Annotated in this window: 20 protein-coding genes; 11 read left to right on the forward strand and 9 right to left on the reverse strand. The window is 39.6% G+C overall.

Annotated features, from left to right (window positions below):
* Nucleotides 1-603 precede the first annotated feature (603 nt).
* Both AN393_RS18555 and AN393_RS18560 read left to right on the forward strand, forming a co-directional pair.
* The gene (locus AN393_RS18555; protein WP_235576000.1) at nucleotides 604-1,803 is read left to right on the forward strand and encodes a hypothetical protein; all 1,200 of its coding nucleotides are present in this window, start codon (nucleotides 604-606) and stop codon (nucleotides 1,801-1,803) included.
* On the forward strand, nucleotides 1,803-2,267 hold the full coding sequence (locus tag AN393_RS18560) for a hypothetical protein (RefSeq protein WP_055016842.1): 465 nt from the start codon (nucleotides 1,803-1,805) through the stop codon (nucleotides 2,265-2,267). The genes AN393_RS18555 and AN393_RS18560 overlap by 1 nt, the downstream gene beginning before the upstream one ends.
* Before the next feature lie 10 nt (nucleotides 2,268-2,277).
* On the opposite strand, the gene AN393_RS18565 is transcribed toward AN393_RS18560, so the two are convergent.
* Nucleotides 2,278-4,365 (reverse strand): bifunctional diguanylate cyclase/phosphodiesterase, encoded by a 2,088-nt coding sequence (locus AN393_RS18565; protein ID WP_055018855.1) that lies wholly within the window; start codon nucleotides 4,363-4,365, stop codon nucleotides 2,278-2,280.
* Between the two features lie 260 nt (nucleotides 4,366-4,625).
* Between AN393_RS18565 and AN393_RS18570 the strand changes: the two genes are divergently transcribed.
* From AN393_RS18570 to AN393_RS18605, 8 genes are all read left to right on the forward strand, one after another.
* Nucleotides 4,626-5,558, forward strand: a complete 933-nt coding sequence (locus tag AN393_RS18570; protein WP_055016840.1) for a hypothetical protein — start codon at nucleotides 4,626-4,628, stop codon at nucleotides 5,556-5,558.
* A 22-nt stretch (nucleotides 5,559-5,580) separates the two neighbouring features.
* Nucleotides 5,581-6,480: a DUF350 domain-containing protein gene (locus tag AN393_RS18575; RefSeq protein WP_055018856.1), complete on the forward strand. Its 900-nt coding sequence runs from the start codon at nucleotides 5,581-5,583 to the stop codon at nucleotides 6,478-6,480.
* Between the two features lie 3 nt (nucleotides 6,481-6,483).
* On the forward strand, nucleotides 6,484-8,205 hold the full coding sequence (locus AN393_RS18580) for a polyamine aminopropyltransferase (RefSeq protein ID WP_055016838.1): 1,722 nt from the start codon (nucleotides 6,484-6,486) through the stop codon (nucleotides 8,203-8,205).
* Nucleotides 8,206-8,285: 80 nt separating this feature from the next.
* Nucleotides 8,286-8,699, forward strand: a complete 414-nt coding sequence (locus AN393_RS18585) for a YjfI family protein (protein ID WP_004589139.1) — start codon at nucleotides 8,286-8,288, stop codon at nucleotides 8,697-8,699.
* A gap of 24 nt (nucleotides 8,700-8,723) precedes the next feature.
* Nucleotides 8,724-9,416 carry a PspA/IM30 family protein gene (locus AN393_RS18590; protein ID WP_055016837.1) on the forward strand — a complete coding sequence of 231 codons (693 nt, stop codon included), beginning with the start codon at nucleotides 8,724-8,726 and terminating at the stop codon, nucleotides 9,414-9,416.
* Between the two features lie 73 nt (nucleotides 9,417-9,489).
* Nucleotides 9,490-10,128: a DUF4178 domain-containing protein gene (locus AN393_RS18595; protein ID WP_024032119.1), complete on the forward strand. Its 639-nt coding sequence runs from the start codon at nucleotides 9,490-9,492 to the stop codon at nucleotides 10,126-10,128.
* Nucleotides 10,125-10,445 (forward strand): hypothetical protein, encoded by a 321-nt coding sequence (locus tag AN393_RS18600; protein WP_055016836.1) that lies wholly within the window; start codon nucleotides 10,125-10,127, stop codon nucleotides 10,443-10,445. The genes AN393_RS18595 and AN393_RS18600 overlap by 4 nt, the downstream gene beginning before the upstream one ends.
* Nucleotides 10,446-10,566: 121 nt before the next feature.
* Entirely contained in the window at nucleotides 10,567-10,752 is a 186-nt protein-coding gene (locus tag AN393_RS18605; protein WP_055016835.1) for a hypothetical protein, read from the forward strand.
* 30 nt (nucleotides 10,753-10,782) lie between these two features.
* On the opposite strand, the gene AN393_RS18610 is transcribed toward AN393_RS18605, so the two are convergent.
* The 5 genes from AN393_RS18610 to AN393_RS18630 all read right to left on the reverse strand — a co-directional run bounded on the left by AN393_RS18610 (nucleotide 10,783) and on the right by AN393_RS18630 (nucleotide 13,869).
* Nucleotides 10,783-11,187 (reverse strand): hypothetical protein, encoded by a 405-nt coding sequence (locus AN393_RS18610; RefSeq protein WP_055016834.1) that lies wholly within the window; start codon nucleotides 11,185-11,187, stop codon nucleotides 10,783-10,785.
* Between the two features lie 10 nt (nucleotides 11,188-11,197).
* Nucleotides 11,198-11,761: a hypothetical protein gene (locus AN393_RS18615; protein WP_082422800.1), complete on the reverse strand. Its 564-nt coding sequence runs from the start codon at nucleotides 11,759-11,761 to the stop codon at nucleotides 11,198-11,200.
* Between the two features lie 68 nt (nucleotides 11,762-11,829).
* On the reverse strand, nucleotides 11,830-13,206 hold the full coding sequence (locus AN393_RS18620) for a lyase family protein (protein WP_055018858.1): 1,377 nt from the start codon (nucleotides 13,204-13,206) through the stop codon (nucleotides 11,830-11,832).
* A gap of 10 nt (nucleotides 13,207-13,216) precedes the next feature.
* A complete protein-coding gene (locus AN393_RS18625; RefSeq protein ID WP_004589147.1) occupies nucleotides 13,217-13,582 on the reverse strand; it encodes a hypothetical protein in 366 nt (121 codons plus the stop codon).
* A gap of 101 nt (nucleotides 13,583-13,683) precedes the next feature.
* Nucleotides 13,684-13,869, reverse strand: a complete 186-nt coding sequence (locus AN393_RS18630; protein WP_055016831.1) for a hypothetical protein — start codon at nucleotides 13,867-13,869, stop codon at nucleotides 13,684-13,686.
* 200 nt (nucleotides 13,870-14,069) lie between these two features.
* Between AN393_RS18630 and AN393_RS18635 the strand changes: the two genes are divergently transcribed.
* Complete coding sequence (locus AN393_RS18635) at nucleotides 14,070-14,660, forward strand: DUF938 domain-containing protein (RefSeq protein WP_055016830.1); 591 nt, start codon at nucleotides 14,070-14,072, stop codon at nucleotides 14,658-14,660.
* Here the strand turns inward: AN393_RS18635 and AN393_RS18640 are convergent.
* The 3 genes from AN393_RS18640 to AN393_RS18650 form a co-directional block, all read right to left on the reverse strand.
* Nucleotides 14,637-15,776, reverse strand: a complete 1,140-nt coding sequence (locus AN393_RS18640) for a GNAT family N-acetyltransferase (RefSeq protein WP_055016829.1) — start codon at nucleotides 15,774-15,776, stop codon at nucleotides 14,637-14,639. The two genes, AN393_RS18635 and AN393_RS18640, sit on opposite strands and share 24 nt — an antisense overlap.
* A gap of 88 nt (nucleotides 15,777-15,864) precedes the next feature.
* The gene (locus tag AN393_RS18645; protein WP_055016828.1) at nucleotides 15,865-18,585 is read right to left on the reverse strand and encodes an ATP-binding protein; all 2,721 of its coding nucleotides are present in this window, start codon (nucleotides 18,583-18,585) and stop codon (nucleotides 15,865-15,867) included.
* Between the two features lie 131 nt (nucleotides 18,586-18,716).
* Nucleotides 18,717-19,205, reverse strand: coding sequence for an RNA-binding protein (locus tag AN393_RS18650; protein ID WP_055018859.1), 489 nt, complete (start codon nucleotides 19,203-19,205; stop codon nucleotides 18,717-18,719).
* Between the last annotated feature and the right edge of the window lie 575 nt (nucleotides 19,206-19,780).

Genomic DNA, 19,780 nt, shown 5'->3' on the forward strand with positions numbered 1-19,780 from the left:
CTGAAGGAAAGTAATATTCAGCATTTTCTTCTCTAAAGCGTAGCGTCTCCTAAGCGGAGCGCCTCTTTGTGAATAGTATTTTGGCTATCAAATTCATTGACCGGTGTTATTTCAGCATCTGTTATGTGGCTCTCCACTGCTGTGGGCACTACGACATCGCCTGGCGCCAAATACAAGAAAGCCCGACTTGCAATAGTTGGGTTTTTTACGTCTGAAGAAAAGTTATATCCAGTATTTCCTTCTCTAAAGCGTAGCCCCTTTGTGTAAGGGTTGGTATCAATTATTTTAAGGGTATGGAAGTGTCGCTATCTGCTTTTAAAGACTCTAATTTATAACAACTAAATAGTGAGTTTTTACTGACATTGATTCTTTTTTAAGCTTCAAAATAGATTACTCCATTAAGCGAATTGGTATTACAGTACACGCAAGTCTCTTAACTTAACTAATCTAGTAAGATGTATAAAAATAATAACTTATAGTTCAGACTATTTTGATCCACTCTCATTAAGTTTGACTATAGTTATACCTCATAATAATTATTCTGCAGAATTATAAAATGTCGTTACTTTTTAATATTCAGCGCTTTTTTATATAGGTTACTGAATGTCTATGCGAAATAAAATATTTCAGATATTCGTTTTAATCGTGGGCCTACATCATTTACCAGCTAAATCGGATGAGTTTGATTTTTCGGGCTACGCGCGTGTTATTGGTGGTTACTTAGATGAAAGAGATGTCGAATATAGAGGTTACGACGACACTCTTAACTTTTCACCATCAAGCTTAATAGGTCTTCAAGCTGAGTATCAGTTTAATAAAAACTGGTCAGTGACAGCACAAGGGGTACTTAGATCCGATAGTACAACGGTATCTGGTGAGAGTGGACTTGAATGGCTGTATTTGACTTATACACCGACAACCAATTTGCAGATAAAAGTCGGTAAGCTGCGCACCCCATTTTTTACAATGAGCGACTTCTCTGATGTAGGGTTTGCCTACCCATGGATCAATCCGCCACAACAAGTTTACGACACGTATTTATTTAAAACATTTAATGGTATTGATGCTATTTACAAATTTGGCTCAGATGACTTTGATATCAGCATTGAAGGGTACTATGGCGAAGAGTCGGGAAGTATTGGTATAGGCCCTTTTAAAACAGGCTTTGAGGTAGATAATTTAGTGGGTGTTATAGGGAAGTTGAACATTGAAAATATAGAGTTTAGAGCTTCAAGGTATAACGGTAATATAGCGCTAGATCTTAAATCGATTAACCAATTACAAGATACTTTAGAGAATTTTAATTTTAGCCTAAGTGCAGCGTCACTGACGACACAGGGCAGTGCACATGCAGATCAGCTTGGTGTTATTTATGATAATTTAGATTATTTTTTTAGAGGTGAGTGGGTAAAGATTAAAACACAGCTGGATATAATTCCGATTATACAAAGCTATTACTTAACCGTAGGCTATAACGATGCACCTTTTACTTATCATTTGACCTTTGCAGATAGCGATGTAGAAATTAACGCTAATCAGAATGAGATCCCTGTAGGCGTTAGTGTAGAGTTAGATCAGCTGGCACAGGCCTATAACAGCGTATTTTCAGAATCGGCGCCCGACTCACTAAAAACATGGACACTCGGTATACGATGGGATGTATTACCTAATCTGGCGTTAAAAGCGGAGGTATCTGCTTTAGAGGGCGATGAGGTTAATAATTCTTTTTTTGTTATCCCTGAGGATACCAACTTTAATAGAAAAACGAATCTTTACCTTATCGGCTTAGATTGGGTATTTTGATGATGCACTCTAAGTTAACTTACGTGATTAAACACATAATTCTGGTGTTTATTTTTACTTGGTCATTATTGTGTATTAGCGTACAAGCCTACGCGGATAATAGCCATACATCTAAAGTGATCATTGTTGTTAATACGGCCAATAAAAGCTTGGCTTTGAGTAAGCAGCAAATTCGCCATATCTATATGGGCGGCGCGTTGAGTCGTCAATTTAAAGCAGTAAATTTACCTGCCGGAAACCCGTTACGAATCGACTTTAATACAAAGTTGGTTGGCTTAACCGAATCTAGGATTCAGGCTTATTGGGCTCAGATGAGATTTACAGGGCGTAGCAAGCCACCTATCGAATTTAGCTCGGCTAAAGAAATTATTGCGTATTTGTTGAAAGAAGAAAATGCAGTTGCTTATTTACCTGCTGATACAAAAATTCCTGACGAGCTAACCGTTGTAACGCTAACGCCCTAGTAGCGCTGACTTATTTTAAAGTTAGCGCTTTAAATGCCTCTTTTGCTTGGGCTTTAGCTGCTGGTATGTGGGATAGGGCTACAGGCTTTGCAAAATAATATCCTTGCATTTCATCACTGCCATTTTTAATTAGGTAGTTAGCCTGGCTGGCTGTTTCTATACCCTCACTGCATATTTTTAAACCTAGGCGTTTACTTAAATCGAGTATGGCCTTTAATACCGCCGCATCCTTTTCTGAACTATCAAATTGATTAACAAACATACGGTCAATTTTGATGGTATCGATATCTATTTTTGTAAGGTAGCTTAGCGATGAGTACCCCGTTCCAAAATCATCAAGGGCTATAGAGCCGCCCATTTTTTTTATTTGGTTAAAGAATTGATTGGAGTTTTCAAAATTATCGAGATAGCTTGATTCGGTAATTTCAAACTGGATATTTGCAATGTCGACGTTGTATTTAACCAACTTATTTTTTACTACATTAATGAAGTGGTTATCTTTAAGATCATGGCTCGATAGGTTTAAAGAAACGCGTACATGGTTACCTATAGATTGTTTTAAAGTGGGTAAATCTTGAAATACCCTAGAGACAACCCACTGTGTGATTGCTTTTATTTTACCTGCTTGCTCTGCAATGGGTATAAACTCACCTGGTGAAATAAAGCCAAGCTCTTCACTTTGCCACCTAATAAGTGCTTCAAGGCCATTAGCCTCACCATTGGCGGCTATTTTTAACTGATACACAACTTCAAATTCATTTTGCGCAATTGCATGACTAATTAAATTAGCAACTTGAGCCATTCGCTTACTGTTTTCTAGCATCTTTTTATGAAAAACGGTGAACGATCCTTTCCCTTTTTCTTTTGAGGCATACATTGCGATGTCTGCATTACTAATTAATGTATTAATGTCAAACTCAGCTTCTTTAGCGTGGGCAATGCCAATACTTACCCCAGTGGGTATATCCCACTGATTAATAGTAAAAGGTGTTTGCATTGAGTTGATAATTTGCTCCGCAATATTAATAACGTCGGTGTAATTATTTATATTACGCAGCATTATTAAAAACTCATCCCCTCCTAAGCGAGCAATAACATCATTTTCGCGTAAGTGCTCTTTGATATTACTGGCTACCGCCTTTAAAAGTAGGTCGCCCGTTTCATGGCCAAGTGTATCGTTAACACCTTTAAAGCTATCTACGTCGAAAAACATGATTGCTAAATCTTGATGGTTGCTTTTACAGCGTGTTAATTCTTCTTTTAGTAAGGCCATAATGAACATACGATTTGGCAAACCAGTTAATATATCGAAGTTAGCTAAGTGCTCCATTGATTGTTTTTGCTTTAAAAGTTGTGCGGTGTTTTTTTGATTAGTAACCACTTGGGCGTTAATAGTGTTAAGTAAGTTATTAATATCTTTACCAAGTTGCGATACTTCATCGTTGCCCGAACCTTGGTATTGAAGTTGGTAGCTTCTTGTTTTTTCTACTTTTTGCGTGAACTTAGAAAGTTTTAATAGCGGGCTTAATAAATGTTGGTATATCCAAAAAGAGATGATGATGGTGATCACGATACTAAAAATAACGATAGGGGCCGCACTATAAAATAAGCTCGCTTTGCTTTCATTAAGGGGCTTATTAAAATCTTGAACAATTAATAAGTAGCCTATAGGGAACTGTTCCTCACCAATTGTTTTTAAGGCAACTAAGCCTTGGTTAGTAACACTGACTGTACGGGGCAAGCTTTGCGGTTTGATGCCCTTTAGCTGTGGAGTAAAATCCTCGTACTTTAAGTAATTAGGGTGCACGTAAGACTGTATTAGCTGCCAATTGCTATCAAAGACATTTACAAATTTTATGTGCTCGTACCTATCTAACCCCAAAAGCTCGGTTGTGATAGAAAATAAATCTATCTCTTGCGACATAACACGTAACAAATTATCTGAAATATTTGATGACATGGCATCGAGGTTTTCTTCAACTGATTGGCGGTATAAATCCTCGTGCTCATTAATTGCTAAATAAAAAACAAAACTAGCGCTTAGTACGATTAGACAAGTTGTAATAATAATAAATTTGTTACGAATACTATGAAACATTTAGCCAAATCCCTTCTTACTGCCGTGCTCTATTACTAAAAGAGTTATTACTTATTGGTGCTATCTATTAATAGAAGGCTTACGCGTAGCGCTGATGTTACTTACTAAATGTGTAAGTAAAAGAATGTGTTTAAATTCATGGAGTAACTATAGCTGGTTATTTTATTTTAGGCAGACTTACTTTGTTGCAATTTCATTCTTGGCTTAATAAGTGACCTGTGTAAGACTAATGCGGTTATTTATTAAATCAGGTGACATGAATGTCGAATATAAAAGCTTGGAAACTTATGAGCCTGTTTTGTTTGTTTGCAGTGCTTATGGGTTGTCAATCTAAAGAAGAACAACTACAACAAACAATTCAAGAGTCTATTAAAAAGGCAGATGTTGAGCTTGCACAGCTTGGTACTGCGCTTGATAATGGCACTATACGTAATGCTGTATTGCTTAAAGAATATGGCAAACTCCTTAAACAGCAACAGCCAGAACTGAGTCAGGTTGTTGATGTAATTACCCTTGATGCTACAAGGCAGGGTGCACTTTACAGTGGTTTAACACAACGACTTAAAGATATTAAAGGCACTTATTTAATTCCTCCCTACGAAGACACGCTACACAGTATTGATTTACTACGTGAGGCGGCTAAGCCTACGCTGTTTTCTGACGCGTTAACTGACCCGATTAATATGCTAGCCGATATGTCTAAGGGCAGCCTTGCGCGCGTTGGTGCTATTAGTCAAGAGGCAGAGGGCGCAGGCGAAGGTAATCAATTGGTGGGCAACCCTAATTACGGTAACTGGCAAACGAATAGTAATGGTATTAGCTTTTGGCAGTGGTATGGCATGTACCGTATTTTAGGCGATGTATTTGACCGTGTTGAATACGGACGTTGGAGCAGCCGCCGTAAATATAGCTATTACAACGATTACGGCCGCTATCGTTACTCAAGCCCTAAACAAATTAAAACGCAAAGTGCGTTAGAAACGCGTACGCGTCAATCGTACCAACGCCAAGGCAAGCAGTTTACTAGCCCTTATGCGAGCAAAAAATCGGGTGCCTCGGGTTTAAGCCGCAGTAGTTATACACCGCCTAAAAGCCGCAGTAGTTACTCGCGTTCGAGTAGTTATAGCAACAGCTCTGGATCGGTACGTAATAGCGGTAGCAGAACCTCTCGTGGCGTGAGCCGTGGTAAGTAAAGAATAAGTTGGAGTTAGAAATATGTACGAATTTAATGGAATAACTATGTGGTCGCTACAAGCTTTGGCGATTGATTTTGCAATTATAGTGTTGTTATTTGTAAGCCTAAAATACATTAAGGGCTGGGTTTCAAACCTTCATGCAAATGACGAAATAACAGAACGCGATAACTTTGCTTTTGGTATTAGCTTTGCGGCAGGCTTAGTCGCACTTGCCATTGTATTAACGGGTGTGAGCAGTGGTGCTTTTGCTGCCTCTTTACAACAAGAAGCCCTGCAAATGCTAGGCTATGGTGTATTAGCCATTGTACTGATTAAATTGGGCCACTTTTTTCAAGATAAGGTTGCGCTTCGCAAAGTCAGCCTGCACGACGAAATTGTAAAAGGTAACGTAACGGCCTCTATTATCGACTTTGGTCATGTAGTAAGCGTGGCGATTGTGATTCGCTCTGCACTTTTATGGGTAGCAACAGAGGGTTGGCACGGGCTGCCTATCGTTATTGCGGCTTTTATTATTGGCAGTGTTGCACTACTGCTTGTAAGCCAATACCGCGTACAATTATTTAAGCGTACCAATAAAAGCGGTGATTGTTTACAACAAGCCATTATTGATGGCAATTTAGCGGTAGGTATACGCTACGCTGGCTTTTTAGTAGGCAGTGCCTTAGCTATTACTGCGGCATCAGGTATTGCACCGTATGCGGCCGATAACATTAATGCCAGCCTGCTTTATTGGGCTATTAGCGCGATTGTAAGTTTAGTGGCATTCATCATTTTACATTTAATCACCATAAAAATAATTTTATCAGGTTGTGATATTTCAGATGAAGTAAACCGTCAGAAAAATGTAGGTGTAGGTGCTATTTCTGCTGCAGTGTCGTTTGCTGTCGGTATTACTATGGCAACCTTACTAGGCGCATAATCAGTGTCATCAACTACAACTAGCCCAAGTAAATCGCGTTTACTTGGGCACGATATTTTACTCATCACTGTTATGGCCGTACTCGCTGGGTGCGGCCTTATTTATGAATACTTACTTTCGCATTACGCAGGGCGTGTACTGGGCTCTGTAGAAAGTGCTATCTATGCCATGATTGGCACCATGATAGTTGCTATGGGCTTAGGCGCATTTTTAGCCCGTTGGTTTAAAGATGCTTTTACCGCCTTTGCTTGGCTGGAAAGTATTATTGCCCTGATTGGTATGGGCTGTATTTTGGCAATAGCCGGTGTAATTGCTGTAAGTTATTCTCTTCCTCATTTGTTTTCTAGTATTTTTAATTTACCGCCAGATATTGTGCTTAACGGCTATGTATTTCAAAAGCTACAAGAGTGGTCACGCTTTTTACCTTATGTGTTTGGTTTAGTACTGGGTTTGTTTATTGGTATGGAAATACCGCTTATTGCGCGTATTCGCCAACATGTGTACGGGCGCTTTTTAGAAAACAATGCAGGCACCATTTATGGTGCCGATTATATTGGCGCCGGTATTGGTGCGGCTATTTGGGTAAGCATTATGCTGGCGATGCCTATAATGCAAGCTGCAGCGTGGACAGCACTTTTTAACATATTGGCAGGGCTCGCCTTTTTATGGCGCTACCATGCTCATGTGCGCTTTGCTAAGGCACTTTTAGTTTGCCATATAGTATTACTGGCACTGTTTGGGTTTATTTTAGTGATGGGAAGTAGCTGGATGAACAGCTTAAGTAATGTGCTTTACAAAGATAAAGTTATTTACTCACAAGCAACTAAATACCAGCATGTCGTATTAACTGAGCGCTTAAGCAAAAACCAGCCAGTGCCTATTACCGATTTGTATTTAAATGGGCGCTTACAGTTCTCAAGTATTGATGAGCAAATATATCATTCAATGCTGGTGTATCCGGCCATGCTCGCATCAAACCGGCACGATAACGTATTAATTATTGGTGGTGGTGACGGGCTTGCCCTTAGAGATGTTTTAAAGTGGCCAGTGAACGAGGTAACGTTAATTGATTTAGATGCACAGCTGCTCAATTTATTTGGCCATAAAGACGGAGATTTTACACCGCCTGAGTCTATAAGTAAGCGATTATTAGCGCTAAATAATCGTTCAATGTTAGACCCGCGTGCAAATATTATTGTGGGCGATGCGTTTTTAGAGGTTGAAAAGTTGCTTGATCAAGGTAAGCAATTTGACACTATTTTAATTGATTTACCGGACCCAAATCACCCCGATTTAAACAAAATGTACAGCGACTATTTTTATAACCATGTACGTCAACTTTTGGCCCCCGATGGCGCAATGGCGGTGCAGTCAACCTCGCCTTATCATGCCAAAAAAGCATTTTTAAGTATTGCTAAAACGGTAAAAGCGGCTGGTTTTGATTATGTTGAGCAGTACCAGCAAAATATTCCTTCATTTGGACAGTGGGGGTGGACTATTGCCACTAAAATGGGTCAACCAGCCAGTGGGCGAATTAAAAATATAAGCGCTATGCCGGTGCCATCAAGGTGGGTAAGCAAAGAATATTTATTAGCCAGCTTTGTATTTCCTAACCAGTATTTTGAACAAGTTAAAAGTATTGAAGTCAATAGGTTAGGTTCGGGTCAGCTATATGATTACTACCGTAATGCGTGGCAAATAGAAAGCGAATTGTATAAAAATTAATAAAACATGGTTGACATATTATGTCGACCATGCGAATCTTAACTCAGACATAATATGTCAAACAGCAAAAAGGCAGAGACATGGAATTAAATGAACTTTCAATAAAATTAGCTTCTTTTGAAACCGAAGGCGCTAACTTTGAGTCTTTCTTGATTGCCAATCCTGGCGAGCAAGATGTTTTACAAGTCATAGTTGATGGAAACGATGAGCTTCCAATTTTTGTTACGCAAACACAAGAGCAGTTGTTATGTATTAGCTACTTGTTTGGCGAAGATGAAGTAAAAAGTGAATTACGCAACGAGTTAAACGAAACACTACTGCGTTTAAACGTGCCAATTCCACTGAGTGCATTTGCTAAAATCGATAACAAATACGCGATTTTTGGTGCACTGTCGGTAAATTCATCATTAGATGATATTACCCACGAACTAGTGACACTAGCAGACAACGCTATTGACGCACTAGAAGCCGTGACCTTGTATTTAAACGATTAGTAACTAGTTAGTGGAGTTAAGATTATGAGTATATTAAAAAAATTATTTACAGCAGTACGTGGCGGCGCGCGTGAAGCGGGCGAAGCAATTGTAGATGCAAACGGTATCCGTATTTTTGAACAAGAAATAGCAGATGCGCAAAATGCACTTAATCGTGCTAAAAAAAGCCTTACAGAAGTAATGGCTAAAGAAATGCAAACTAAGCGTAAAATTAGCGCGGTAGATGCCTCAATTGCTGAGCACGAAGCGTATGCAGGCCAAGCTCTTGAAAAAGGTAACGAAGCCTTAGCATTAGAAATTGCAGAAAAAATTGGTGATTTTGAAGCTGAAAAAGCAGAGCATGAGCAAGTCTTAGCAGGCTTTAGCAACCACATTGTAACGCTTAAGCAGCAAGTTAAAGACGCTGAAAAGTCGATTAAAGAAAACCAACGTCAGCTTACTATGGTTAAAACCACAGAAAGCGTACAGCAAGCAACAATGGCTGTTAACAGCACGCTTAATACTAATAGCTCGTCTATGACCTCGGCTCGCCAGTCGCTTGAGCGTATTAAACAGCGTCAGCAAGATCGTAGCGACCAGTTAGGCGCTGCAAAGCAACTTGAGTCAGATACAAATGGCGACGATTTAAAAGCGAAAATGGCTGAAGCCGGTATTGGCGATACAAGCCCAAAAAGTGCTGATATTTTAGCGCGCATTAAAGCCAAGCAAAACGGCTAATAGTTAGTACATTATTTACAAAAGGTAATTAAGCTTAGCTTAGTTACCTTTTTTGCTTAAGGGATGTCTCATTATGTTTAATTTTTTCAAATCAAAAAAAGAGCCAGAACGTCAGCTTAACCATGCGAGTGAGCTTAAAAAAGGTGACATGTTTAGCGTTATAGACTCATTTGCATATCCGTCGTGGTTAAAAGGGCAAACGCTGCGTGTTATTGATATTCAAACTTATCAATATCAGCACAGTAGTGATACTGAGTTTGTGCTAGAGACGAACAGCGGACAGGTGGTATTTTTACAAATTGAGCAAGATGATGGTGAGCAGTGGGCTAATTTTTCAATCAAAATTCAGCGTGACGACGTAGAGCAAATATTTGGTCTAGACGAATTTGCGCGCATTTTTGATGAAGAGTCGTTAACCCATATACAGGTGCAAAATACGCCTGAGCAGTTTATGCAGTTTTTAGCTAAAAGCTATCAGCAAAGTGAGTCGCCATATGTGTGTTATTTCCATAACAAAGATTTTCGTGGTCAGTCATTGCCGCGTTATGAGCAAGAGGGTGGCGAACCTTGTGAAATGATTTGTTTAGCATCGCCGGACGAAGGGCACGGCTTAAATATTGAAATATGGGATGGCGGTGAGACCGAAGTGTCACTGACGCTAACACGCCCAATTACTGATATAGTCGACTTGTTTCCAGGAGATGCGAAGTGAGTGACGCTAAAGACAAGTGGTTACGTCAAGAGCAAGCTGTGCGTGCCACACAAATGGCATTTGATTTAAGCAGCGAAGTACAAAAGTCGATAAAAAAGCAGGCCATAGACCAAGAGCTTACGCCCTCAGATATGATCCGTAAAATTTTAGGCTTAGATGTAAAATCTAAAAAAACACGTCAGCGCCTATCGTTTAATTTAAACGATGATGAAATAGCCCAGTTAGCAACACGATTTAATGTTCAAAGTGATGATAAGCGAGCTGTAAAACAGCAAGTTGCTGAGCTTTTAATTGCCCACACAAAAAAAGCTAAATAGTGCATCAGCGCTTTGGGTTACTAACCACTTAATATAAGTGTGGGGCTCAATAAAAGCAGTGTTTTGCGTTCTTTGTACTAAGCCCTTACACTAAGGGCAACAACTATAAAGAAGTACTGCTTTGAATACTATACTGATTACTTACCTTATTATATTTGCTTTGTTTGGCACTGCCGCCAGCTATTTTGTGCGCTTTATTTATGCGTACTGGGTAAAAAAAGAAATGCCAATGAAGTACATTGTTAAAGCAGGAATTTGTGTGGTGTTGGTGGTGGTTATATCAGCGCTAATTCCGTTATTAAATTAACGCTTAATTTAAGGTTTAAATAGTGTATAGCTATTTTATATCAAACGCTTGGCATTGCTGATTAATACACAAGGTTTGCACTTCAAGCACGGGTGAGCAATCGGTTAAACCTTGCGCTTTATTTTGTGCTTTTTGTTGCTGTGTAATTTTATGGGCCACTTCTTCGGCGTGCTCTTGAGAGGTGTTAAGTGTTGAATACACAACATACTTACTTGGCCCACCACACGCGCGTGCACCTACTTCGAGTACCTTACATTGAAAGCTTGCGGTGCAACTATTATCACTAACAATGTTATTAAGGTCGTAGTTCAAGTCAGACAAATTCTGATCTTGTTCAGTACTTGATGATGTGCTCGCACAGCCGCTAAGTAATAGCATAGCGCTGGTGGCAACACTCACAATTGATAATTTAATTGCTGATGGCAAACAACTCATAACCTTGTCCTTAAAATACACTTACCGCTGAGCCTTCAAGTTTAACACATTTATTTTCAACACACTGCGTGCTTGGAGAAGTTAAATGCTGGCATGTGCTCATCATTTCATTTTGTGTGTTGTAGGCTTTTTCAAGCGTTGTTATTTGCTTTGCAAGCGAACTGACTTGCCCCTCTTTAGCTGCTTTTGTTGAATAAATAACATAATCACTTGGTCCGCCGCAGGCTTTGCTTCCTATTGGCATAACTTTACATTGTGCCGAGGTATCGCACTGAGTATTGGCAATTAACGTATTAAGCTCGCTTTTTGCGGCTTTAATATCGTTAAGTGATACTTCTTTTAAAGCGGTTTTTATTGGTTGAGATGCATCAGTAGAGGGTGTGTGCTTGTTTTCACTATTGGTTTGTTGAGGTACTTCTTTATGCGGTACTTCTTTAAGCTCGTTCACCGAGTGAGTGGCTGCATCTTGCGATGTTGTTTCTAGGCATGCGGTTAAGCAAAGTGGTAAAAGTAGGGCTAACAGTGGAGTACGCATAATAAACCTTGATAGTGATGAATTATTCATCACTATCATACACGGTGCATTTTTAACGGCAATAAAAACTATATTATCAAGTAATTAAAGCCGTTTTAGATTTACCTTTATAAACCGCCTTGAGTAAGTTTAGTGGGGTTAAGCAGCTTTTCTAATTCACCGCGTGAAAGGTCGGTTTCTTGCTCTGCCACATCAATGATGGGGCGGGCTTCTTTATACGCTTGCTTAGCTATTTTGGCTGCTTTTTCGTAACCGATCACCGGATTCAGCGCAGTCACTAAAATTGGATTTTTAGCCAGTGCTTTATCAATATTGGTTTGGTTTACTTTAAAACTTGCAATGGCTTTATCTGCCAATGCTTGTGCGCTATTAGCAAGTAGCTCAATGCTTTGTAAAATATTATGTGCAATAACCGGTAGCATGACGTTTAGCTCAAAATTACCCGCTTGGCCTGCTACAGTGATGGTTGCATCGTTACCTATAACTTGAGCGCTTACCATAGCTGCCGCTTCTGGGATCACTGGGTTAACTTTGCCAGGCATAATCGACGAGCCAGGTTGCAGTGCTTCAAGCTCTATTTCGCCAAGTCCAGCAAGTGGGCCCGAGTTCATCCAGCGTAAGTCATTAGCTATTTTCATTTGTGCTACGGCCAATACTTTTAGCTGACCTGAAAGCGCTACAATGGCATCTTGTGAGCCAATGTTGTAAAAAAAGTTACTGCTTGGTTTAAAGCTTATACCCACATTTGCGCTTAAGTTTTTAGCAAATTTTGAAGCAAATTCACCATCTGCATTAATGCCGGTACCAACAGCAGTCCCGCCTTGAGCAAGCTCGCACACTCGCTCTAAGCTATGGCGAATACCAGAGGCAGCATTATTTACTTGTGACTGCCACGCGCTTAGCGTTTGCTCAAACGTAACGGGCATGGCATCCATTAAATGCGTACGCCCTGTTTTAACTATTTTGCCAACGCCTGCCTTTTTTTGCTCTAAGCTCTGCGATAGTTTTTCAAGAGATGGCAGTAATTCATAAACCACGTTAATAGCACTACTAAGGGCTATGGCTGTCGGTACTACATCGTTAGAGCTTTGGCCCATATTTACATCATCATTAGGGTGAACTAGCTCATTACCTATACGGGTTGCAAGGGTTGCGATAACTTCATTCGCATTCATGTTCGAGCTGGTGCCTGAACCAGTTTGAAAAATATCAACGGGGAAATGCTCATAATGCTCGCCATCAATAATTTGTTGGCATGCTTGCTCAATAGCGTTGGCTTTACTTTTACTTAAGTGATTTAGCTCAAAGTTACTTTGTGCAGCGGCTTGTTTAATGTATGCAAGCGCTGTTACAAATTGTTTTGGCATGGCTAAGTCACTAATAGCAAAGTTGTTAACTGCACGCTGGGTTTGTGCTTGATATAGCGCATCACTAGGGACCTGTAATTCACCCATGCTGTCGGATTCGGTTCTAAAATTGCTCATAAGTCGCTCCTTAAAAAGGGTTAAATTCGTGACTGAGTACGCGAGCTTCGCGCTCAAGTTTTAAAAATTTTTCAGTATCGTTATGTGCATAGTAAAAGCGTTTTAATGCCAATAAGGGTTTATATAACTGCTCAAGGCATTGCTTGCGAATGGCATTGTGTATTAGAGGGTCGCACATTTTATTGATAATTTCATGGTGAGTGCGTAATAAATATAACTCTTGTAGTAAGGGGTTACGCTGTTTTTCAAAGCTTTTAGCAACGTTTAAAGCGGTTTCTATGTAGTGAGCTACCACCATAGGCGCATGTAAGCCTGGGCGTAAGCAGTTACAAGCAAGTTCATGATGATAAGGCTGTAATGCCTGAAAGGGAGACATAAAAAAACCGATTCAAGTTAACGATAATAGTTATCATTACATTTAATCGGTTTCAGTGTAAACAGTTATTATTAAATTTATTTGCAGCGTTTAATTGAATATCAATTATAGCCAAGAATGAATATTTGGTCTGTTTCATGTTTTTTTAGCGCCTGTTGATTTTGGTTACAGTGAGAAAGTAAGTCGATTACAGTGGCTCTACTATCACAGGTACTAATTGGTTTTTCGGTGGTTTTTTCTGTCACTGAGACAACAGCGTCTACAGCGGTGTAAGGGGGGGTATGCATAATTTTATCCTCGTATTTAATATTGGTAATACACCCTACTTAGGGTTGATTAAGTTAAAGCATAATACATACCATCGGCTTATTTTTATTTTAGTGCCATGAATTAACTCACTTTTATAAATTATCTATAAAACTTTAATTGTTCAGTGTCATTTTTTTGCGTTAATGTTGTGCAATAAATTTCACTATTGGTGCAAATCATGAATAAACCTTTCTCACAAGCGTGCGAAAACAATAAGGGTCCTATTTTAGAGGTGCTTAAACCCGTTTTTGATAAGACAAAGTCGGTACTTGAAGTCGGCTCGGGTACGGGGCAGCATAGTGTGTTTTTTGCTGAGCAATTACCGCATCTACAGTGGTATACAAGTGATCGACGTATAAACCATGAGGGCATAAATTTATGGCTTAAGGAGGCAAATTTAACTAATTTACACGGCCCTCTTGAGCTTGACTTAAATTATGCATGGCCGGTAAATAACGTGGATGCCATTTACACGGCAAATACGTTGCATATAGTAAGTTGGCCGTTGGTTGAGCAGTTTTTTAAAGGGGCTGCAACGCACTTAGCAAGTCAGGGTGTAGTGTGTATTTATGGCCCTTTTAAATACCAAGGACAGTTTACAAGTGCAAGTAATGAAGAATTCGATCGCTTTTTAACGCAACGTGACCCACTTAGCGGTATTCGTGATTTTGAGGCTATAGAGCAATTAGCAACACAAGCAGGTCTTACACTCATAAGTGATACAGCTATGCCAGCTAATAATCAGTTATTGGTTTTTAAACGGCAGTAAATCAGCGCACTGCGTTTTATACATTGTCATATGTTGGCGCTCTCGCTTTAGGTAGTCGTTTATTGCTGCTCTAAAATCGGGTTCAACAATATAGTGGCTGGAGTAGGTAAAAACAGGCTCAAACCCACGAGGTATTTTATGCTCACCTTGAGCGCCCGAGTGAAAGCAATGTAAATTATGCTTAATCGCAAATTCAATCCCTTGGTAGTAACACAGCTCAAAATGAAGGGAATCTATTTCTTCGTTGGCGCCCCAATAGCGGCCATACAAGGTGTTTTCGCCCTGTAAGCTTAGCGTTGCTGCCACTATTTTGTTGTCTTTTTTGGCAAGCATAACAATTAGCTGATCGCCCATTAGTGCCTGTAATAAAGTAAAAAACTCAATATTTAAATACCCTAAATGCCCAGAACGCTTTAAATAAGTACGTTGATAAAACTCACAAAATAGCTGCATTGTTTCAGGGCTTATGTGCGAGCCTTGTAGCCATTCAATGGTAATACTTTGCTGTGCTATTTTAGCACGCTCTTTTTTTAGTGTTTTTCGTTTGCGTGCGGTGAGTGTATTCAAAAAATCGTCAAAGGTTTTAAAGCCTTTATTAAACCATTGAAACTGCACGCCCACACGCTGCATTATATCGTCAGTACACAGGGCTTGAGCTTGCATCTTTGGGCAAAAGTTAACATGCCAGCCAGACCAACCTTGCTCTATACTCGTTAAATTTAATTGCTTTTTTATGTACTCGTATACGCTTTGTGTATTCGCATGAGCAATGGCAATACGTTGGCCTTCAATGGGGCTAAAAGGCACACCGCTTAGCCATTTAGGATAATAGGCTAATCCGTGTTGCTCAAAGGCCTCTGCCCACGCCCAATCAAATACATACTCGCCGTATGAGTGGCTTTTTAAATACCCAGGCGCGAGTGCGACTAACTTGTCAGCTTCATAAACCGCTAAGTGATGAGGCTGCCAACCGGTTTCTTGGTTTACACAGTGGCTCTGCTCTAATGCATATAAAAATGCATGGCGGGTAAAGGGCTCATTACCAAATAAACGAGTCCACTCGTGTGCGTCTATTTGGTTAATATTATTAAACCATTGGTGGGTAAAAGTTGCCATTACTGCTTACCTTGGGCTGCTTTATTATGAGTGCATGCATTTTAAGCCAAAATTAAAACACCAGTGTGTTTATTTACGTATTGTTGTACTAATACTCTTCAATTTCAGCGTATTGCGCTAAACATGCGGTTAGCCTAGTTAGGTCTAGTGGTTTTGCAAGATGCTGATTAAAGCCAACAGCTTGAGCATGGGCTTTGTCTTCAGGCATAACATCGGCGGTCAGCGCGATAATAGGCAGTTCTTGCTCATTTTTAAATTGCCTAATGAGTGCGGTGGCTCTGTAACCATCCATTACAGGCATTTGGCAGTCCATTAAAATTAAGTCAAAGTGTTGCTCTTTTACTATATCTACTGCCGCTTCGCCATTTTCTACCATGTGCGCAACAATGCCTAGTGAACCTAGCATAGCTTTAATAACCATTTGGTTTACAGGGTTATCTTCTGCGACAAGTATTTTTAAGGCTGCCAATTTAATGCCCGAGTATACGAGCTCGGCTGGTTCTTGAGCGGGACTTGTTTTAAGTATAACGTCAAACTTAAACGTAGAACCTACATTTGGCTCACTTTGCAGTGTTATATTACCGCCCATTAATTTAGTGAGCTCTTTTACAACAGTTAAGCCTAGACCTGTGCCGCCATAGCGTCTTGATGTTGAGTCGTCTGCTTGAGTAAAGGCACTAAAGAGCTTGGATTGCTGAGTTGGTTTTATACCAATACCGGTATCTGTCACGGTGACTGTTATTTTGACTTTGTCAGTACTGATAAACTCTCCATCAAAAGCCACCGCTACTTTACCTTGCTCTGTAAATTTTATAGCGTTGCTACAAAGATTCAGCACTACTTGCTCAAATCGTAAAGGGTCGCCTATATACCAAGTATCTACCGGAAGTTGGTTTGTAACCTGCCAGCCAATCCCTTTGTTGGCTGCACTGGCTTCAAACATTGTGTTAATACGCTTTATAATTGTATCTAAGTCGAACGCTGTGCTTTCGAGCTTGAGCTTATGTGATTCAATTTTTGAAATATCGAGTATGTCATTAATCAAGTTCAGCAAGCTTTTAGATGAAGAGTTTATTTTATCTAGGTAACCAATAAGTGTTTGTGCGTTATCTTCTTTACGCGCTAATGATGAAAAACCAATAACTGCATTTAATGGTGTGCGTATCTCGTGACTCATATTGGCTAAAAATCGACTTTTGGCCTGATTAGCTAAGTCTGATTGCTTTTTGGCTTGCGCAAGCGAGTGAGTGCGCTCTGCAACCTTTCGGGTAAGGGCTATTTGTTGCTGATTAAAAAGTAGTAAAACAGTTAAAATTAAAGCACATACAACTAACTGTAAGGCCATTAAAAATAGTGTTAGTTGGTTACTATGTGGGGCAAGGTATTTTTCTTTTAAAGCCAATTGTACATTCCACGTTTGCCCTCCAAAGTTAAGTTTTAGCCTCATAATACGGCTGCCCTGTGCAATACTTAAACTTTTGCCGTAGTTACTGTAAAAGGCGGGCTTATTTTCATCTTCATAGAGTGCAATAGAAAACATTTCTGATTGTTGTTCGCTAATCGCTTGCTCAATAATATTACGTACTAAAAACACACCTGTTGCATAGCCTTTTATAATAGTTTTTTGCTGTTGATGCTCGTAAACGGGTGCAAATAGTAGGTAGGCTGGTTCTGGCTCAGATGTTTGCACTAGTTGAATAATTTTTGTGCTAACTGGCTGGTATTTAATTGCTGGATTGATTAACGACGCTTTTCTATCTGGGTTTGAATATACATTAAAACCAACCGCTTTTTGGTTGCCATTAAAAGGGGCAATGTACTTAACAATAACCATAGGATCGTCTGGCTCAAGAGGTTCCCCCACAATTTCAAAGTCTAGATGGTATATATTGGCAACTTCTTGGGTAAATGAAGCTTGCTCACTTTGCGCTATTTTTTGATTCCACGAAAGCGCTTTAATAAATGAATGCTGTGCTAATAACTCACTAGCATAGGCATAAAAGTCTTGTTGATTCAAATTTGGGGTAGATTGCACTTGGCTGGCTAAGCTTTGCACCGCGATTAAGCTTTGGTTGATATAGCGATATAAACTACTTTCTATCACCTGCGCTTCACGTTCAGCGACTTTAACGGTGTTTTGCCTGTTTTCTTGGTTATAAAGTTGAGTGGTTATAGCAACAGATATAAATAAAATACTACACACCGCTAAAGTAGGCAGCGGTGTTATTGGCCTATTTTCCCCTTTAATCTGAGTTAAGACCAATAGTAGCGGGGTAGCAATAATGACCCCTAATGAGTCTCCTAACCACCAAAATAAAACATTTTGCCAATGATCTTTAATATCGTACGCGGGATTAAATTGGCTTAGTGCAAATACCCCAAAATTTGCAGAGATTAAGCTTACCCCAATCCCTACAACAAAAATAAAATAAATGATACTTGCGCGTTTTTTAAAAAATAGCGGGTGACCCAGCCAATACTTTAGTAAGCCAGCCCCCACCATTGCTTGCAATACAATACCAATCGCAATATAGGTGGCTTGGCTGAAAGTGTTGCCAACCAACACCATATCGTGTGCTGAACTATCAAAAATATTAAAATTAAATGCAAAGGCTGCTACAAAAAGCGCTGGAGCAAAGCGCCACCACCAAATATAGCATCCGACTAAAGCAATGCCTGCAGGCAACCATACGGGAATAATTTGAGTATTAAAGGCGAGTTTTGTAAGTGAGATCCCAATTAAAAAGTACGCTAATGAAAAAACTATGTAAAAGACAACAGAATGATATTTTGAATTAAAATTTTTCACATAGCTTCCTGACTTTTCAAAAGGGCTTAATTTTAAATATCAGTATAGCGAACAGTATGTTATTTGCGGTATTTTTTATACATGTTTTACAAAGTGCAGGCTGTGTAACCTGCAAGCAGTTTATGTAGCCGTTAAGGTTGGTTGCTAAGTTGTTGTTTTTGATGCTGTAAAATAGAAACTTGTTGCTCTACGGCGCTAATGAGTGCGTTATAGCGGTTTTGAATGGTCGCAGTTTTGGTGGCAATTGCATCGGCTATTGATTCGGCGCCCATTCTATTAGCTTGGTCTTGAGTAATATAGCTGGCTTGTTGGGTCGCGTTGGCTAAGTCTTCTTTATAATTTTTAATAGTAAGCTGGTGGCGTTTAATTTCACGCTCGATTCTTTGGATCTCTATGTAGTTATCTACAGAGGCGCCAGGCATAGTCGGTGAGTTTGCATTATTGCCGTATTTATCGGCAATCATAGGTTGCTTTAGTTTAATTACTTCTGCATTGTCAGCGCATGGTGTTTGGCTAAATGTAGCGACCCCTTTGATTGTGCATTTGTATACCGTAATGTCTTGGGCTGCGTGTGTACTTAAAGCGACAAAACCTATTAAAGGTGTTATTAGACGAAACATAATTAAACTTACGCGACTGTTGATGTGATTAATAATGCCGTAACTACAAAGTGTATTCAATGTGTTTTATTTTTCATCGCAACAACGTGGCTTTAATAATTCCAGTAACCCTGATTAAGGTTTATTTTGAGGATAGGTAAACGTGTTGATAGCTAGGAAAAAGTTTACTATTTAGTTGTTCTTGGCAATTGCTCCTGCATTGGCCTAACTTCTGCTTCCATGCAGTCGTAAATGAGAGCTTTTAACTCTGATAGCGGCATTTATCCCTCTAAAAGTAATTAAGTAATTACGGATTGATAAAAGTTATGGTGGAGAAGGAGGGGTTAGCTTAATTACATCTATGTAATTAATTGCGTCGCAACGCTTACGGCGGCTTAAACTATTCCATACATTTTATCGAACCCTAGGATAGTTCTCACCCTCCTTGGTACATTGGCTGTTAAATTTTAGGCACAAAAAAACCGCAACTAAGCGGTTTTTAATAAGAAATGGTGGAGAAGGAGGGATTCGAACCCTCGATAGAGCTACAAACTCTATACTCCCTTAGCAGGGGAGCTCCTTCGGCCACTCGGACA

This window comes from Pseudoalteromonas sp. P1-25 (genome assembly GCF_001401805.1).
GTDB lineage: Bacteria > Pseudomonadota > Gammaproteobacteria > Enterobacterales > Alteromonadaceae > Pseudoalteromonas.

Excerpts from the sequence above, each read along its gene's own strand:
- AN393_RS18555 (WP_235576000.1), top strand. The coding sequence starts at position 604 with ATGTCTATGCGAAATAAAATATTTCAGATATTCGTTTTAATCGTGGGC.
- AN393_RS18560 (WP_055016842.1), top strand. The coding sequence starts at position 1,803 with ATGATGCACTCTAAGTTAACTTACGTGATTAAACACATAATTCTGGTG.
- AN393_RS18565 (WP_055018855.1), bottom strand. The coding sequence starts at position 4,365 with ATGTTTCATAGTATTCGTAACAAATTTATTATTATTACAACTTGTCTA.
- AN393_RS18570 (WP_055016840.1), top strand. The coding sequence starts at position 4,626 with ATGTCGAATATAAAAGCTTGGAAACTTATGAGCCTGTTTTGTTTGTTT.
- AN393_RS18575 (WP_055018856.1), top strand. The coding sequence starts at position 5,581 with ATGTACGAATTTAATGGAATAACTATGTGGTCGCTACAAGCTTTGGCG.
- AN393_RS18585 (WP_004589139.1), top strand. The coding sequence starts at position 8,286 with ATGGAATTAAATGAACTTTCAATAAAATTAGCTTCTTTTGAAACCGAA.
- AN393_RS18590 (WP_055016837.1), top strand. The coding sequence starts at position 8,724 with ATGAGTATATTAAAAAAATTATTTACAGCAGTACGTGGCGGCGCGCGT.
- AN393_RS18595 (WP_024032119.1), top strand. The coding sequence starts at position 9,490 with ATGTTTAATTTTTTCAAATCAAAAAAAGAGCCAGAACGTCAGCTTAAC.
- AN393_RS18610 (WP_055016834.1), bottom strand. The coding sequence starts at position 11,187 with ATGAGTTGTTTGCCATCAGCAATTAAATTATCAATTGTGAGTGTTGCC.
- AN393_RS18615 (WP_082422800.1), bottom strand. The coding sequence starts at position 11,761 with ATGATAGTGATGAATAATTCATCACTATCAAGGTTTATTATGCGTACT.
- AN393_RS18620 (WP_055018858.1), bottom strand. The coding sequence starts at position 13,206 with ATGAGCAATTTTAGAACCGAATCCGACAGCATGGGTGAATTACAGGTC.
- AN393_RS18625 (WP_004589147.1), bottom strand. The coding sequence starts at position 13,582 with ATGTCTCCCTTTCAGGCATTACAGCCTTATCATCATGAACTTGCTTGT.
- AN393_RS18630 (WP_055016831.1), bottom strand. The coding sequence starts at position 13,869 with ATGCATACCCCCCCTTACACCGCTGTAGACGCTGTTGTCTCAGTGACA.
- AN393_RS18635 (WP_055016830.1), top strand. The coding sequence starts at position 14,070 with ATGAATAAACCTTTCTCACAAGCGTGCGAAAACAATAAGGGTCCTATT.
- AN393_RS18640 (WP_055016829.1), bottom strand. The coding sequence starts at position 15,776 with ATGGCAACTTTTACCCACCAATGGTTTAATAATATTAACCAAATAGAC.
- AN393_RS18650 (WP_055018859.1), bottom strand. The coding sequence starts at position 19,205 with ATGTTTCGTCTAATAACACCTTTAATAGGTTTTGTCGCTTTAAGTACA.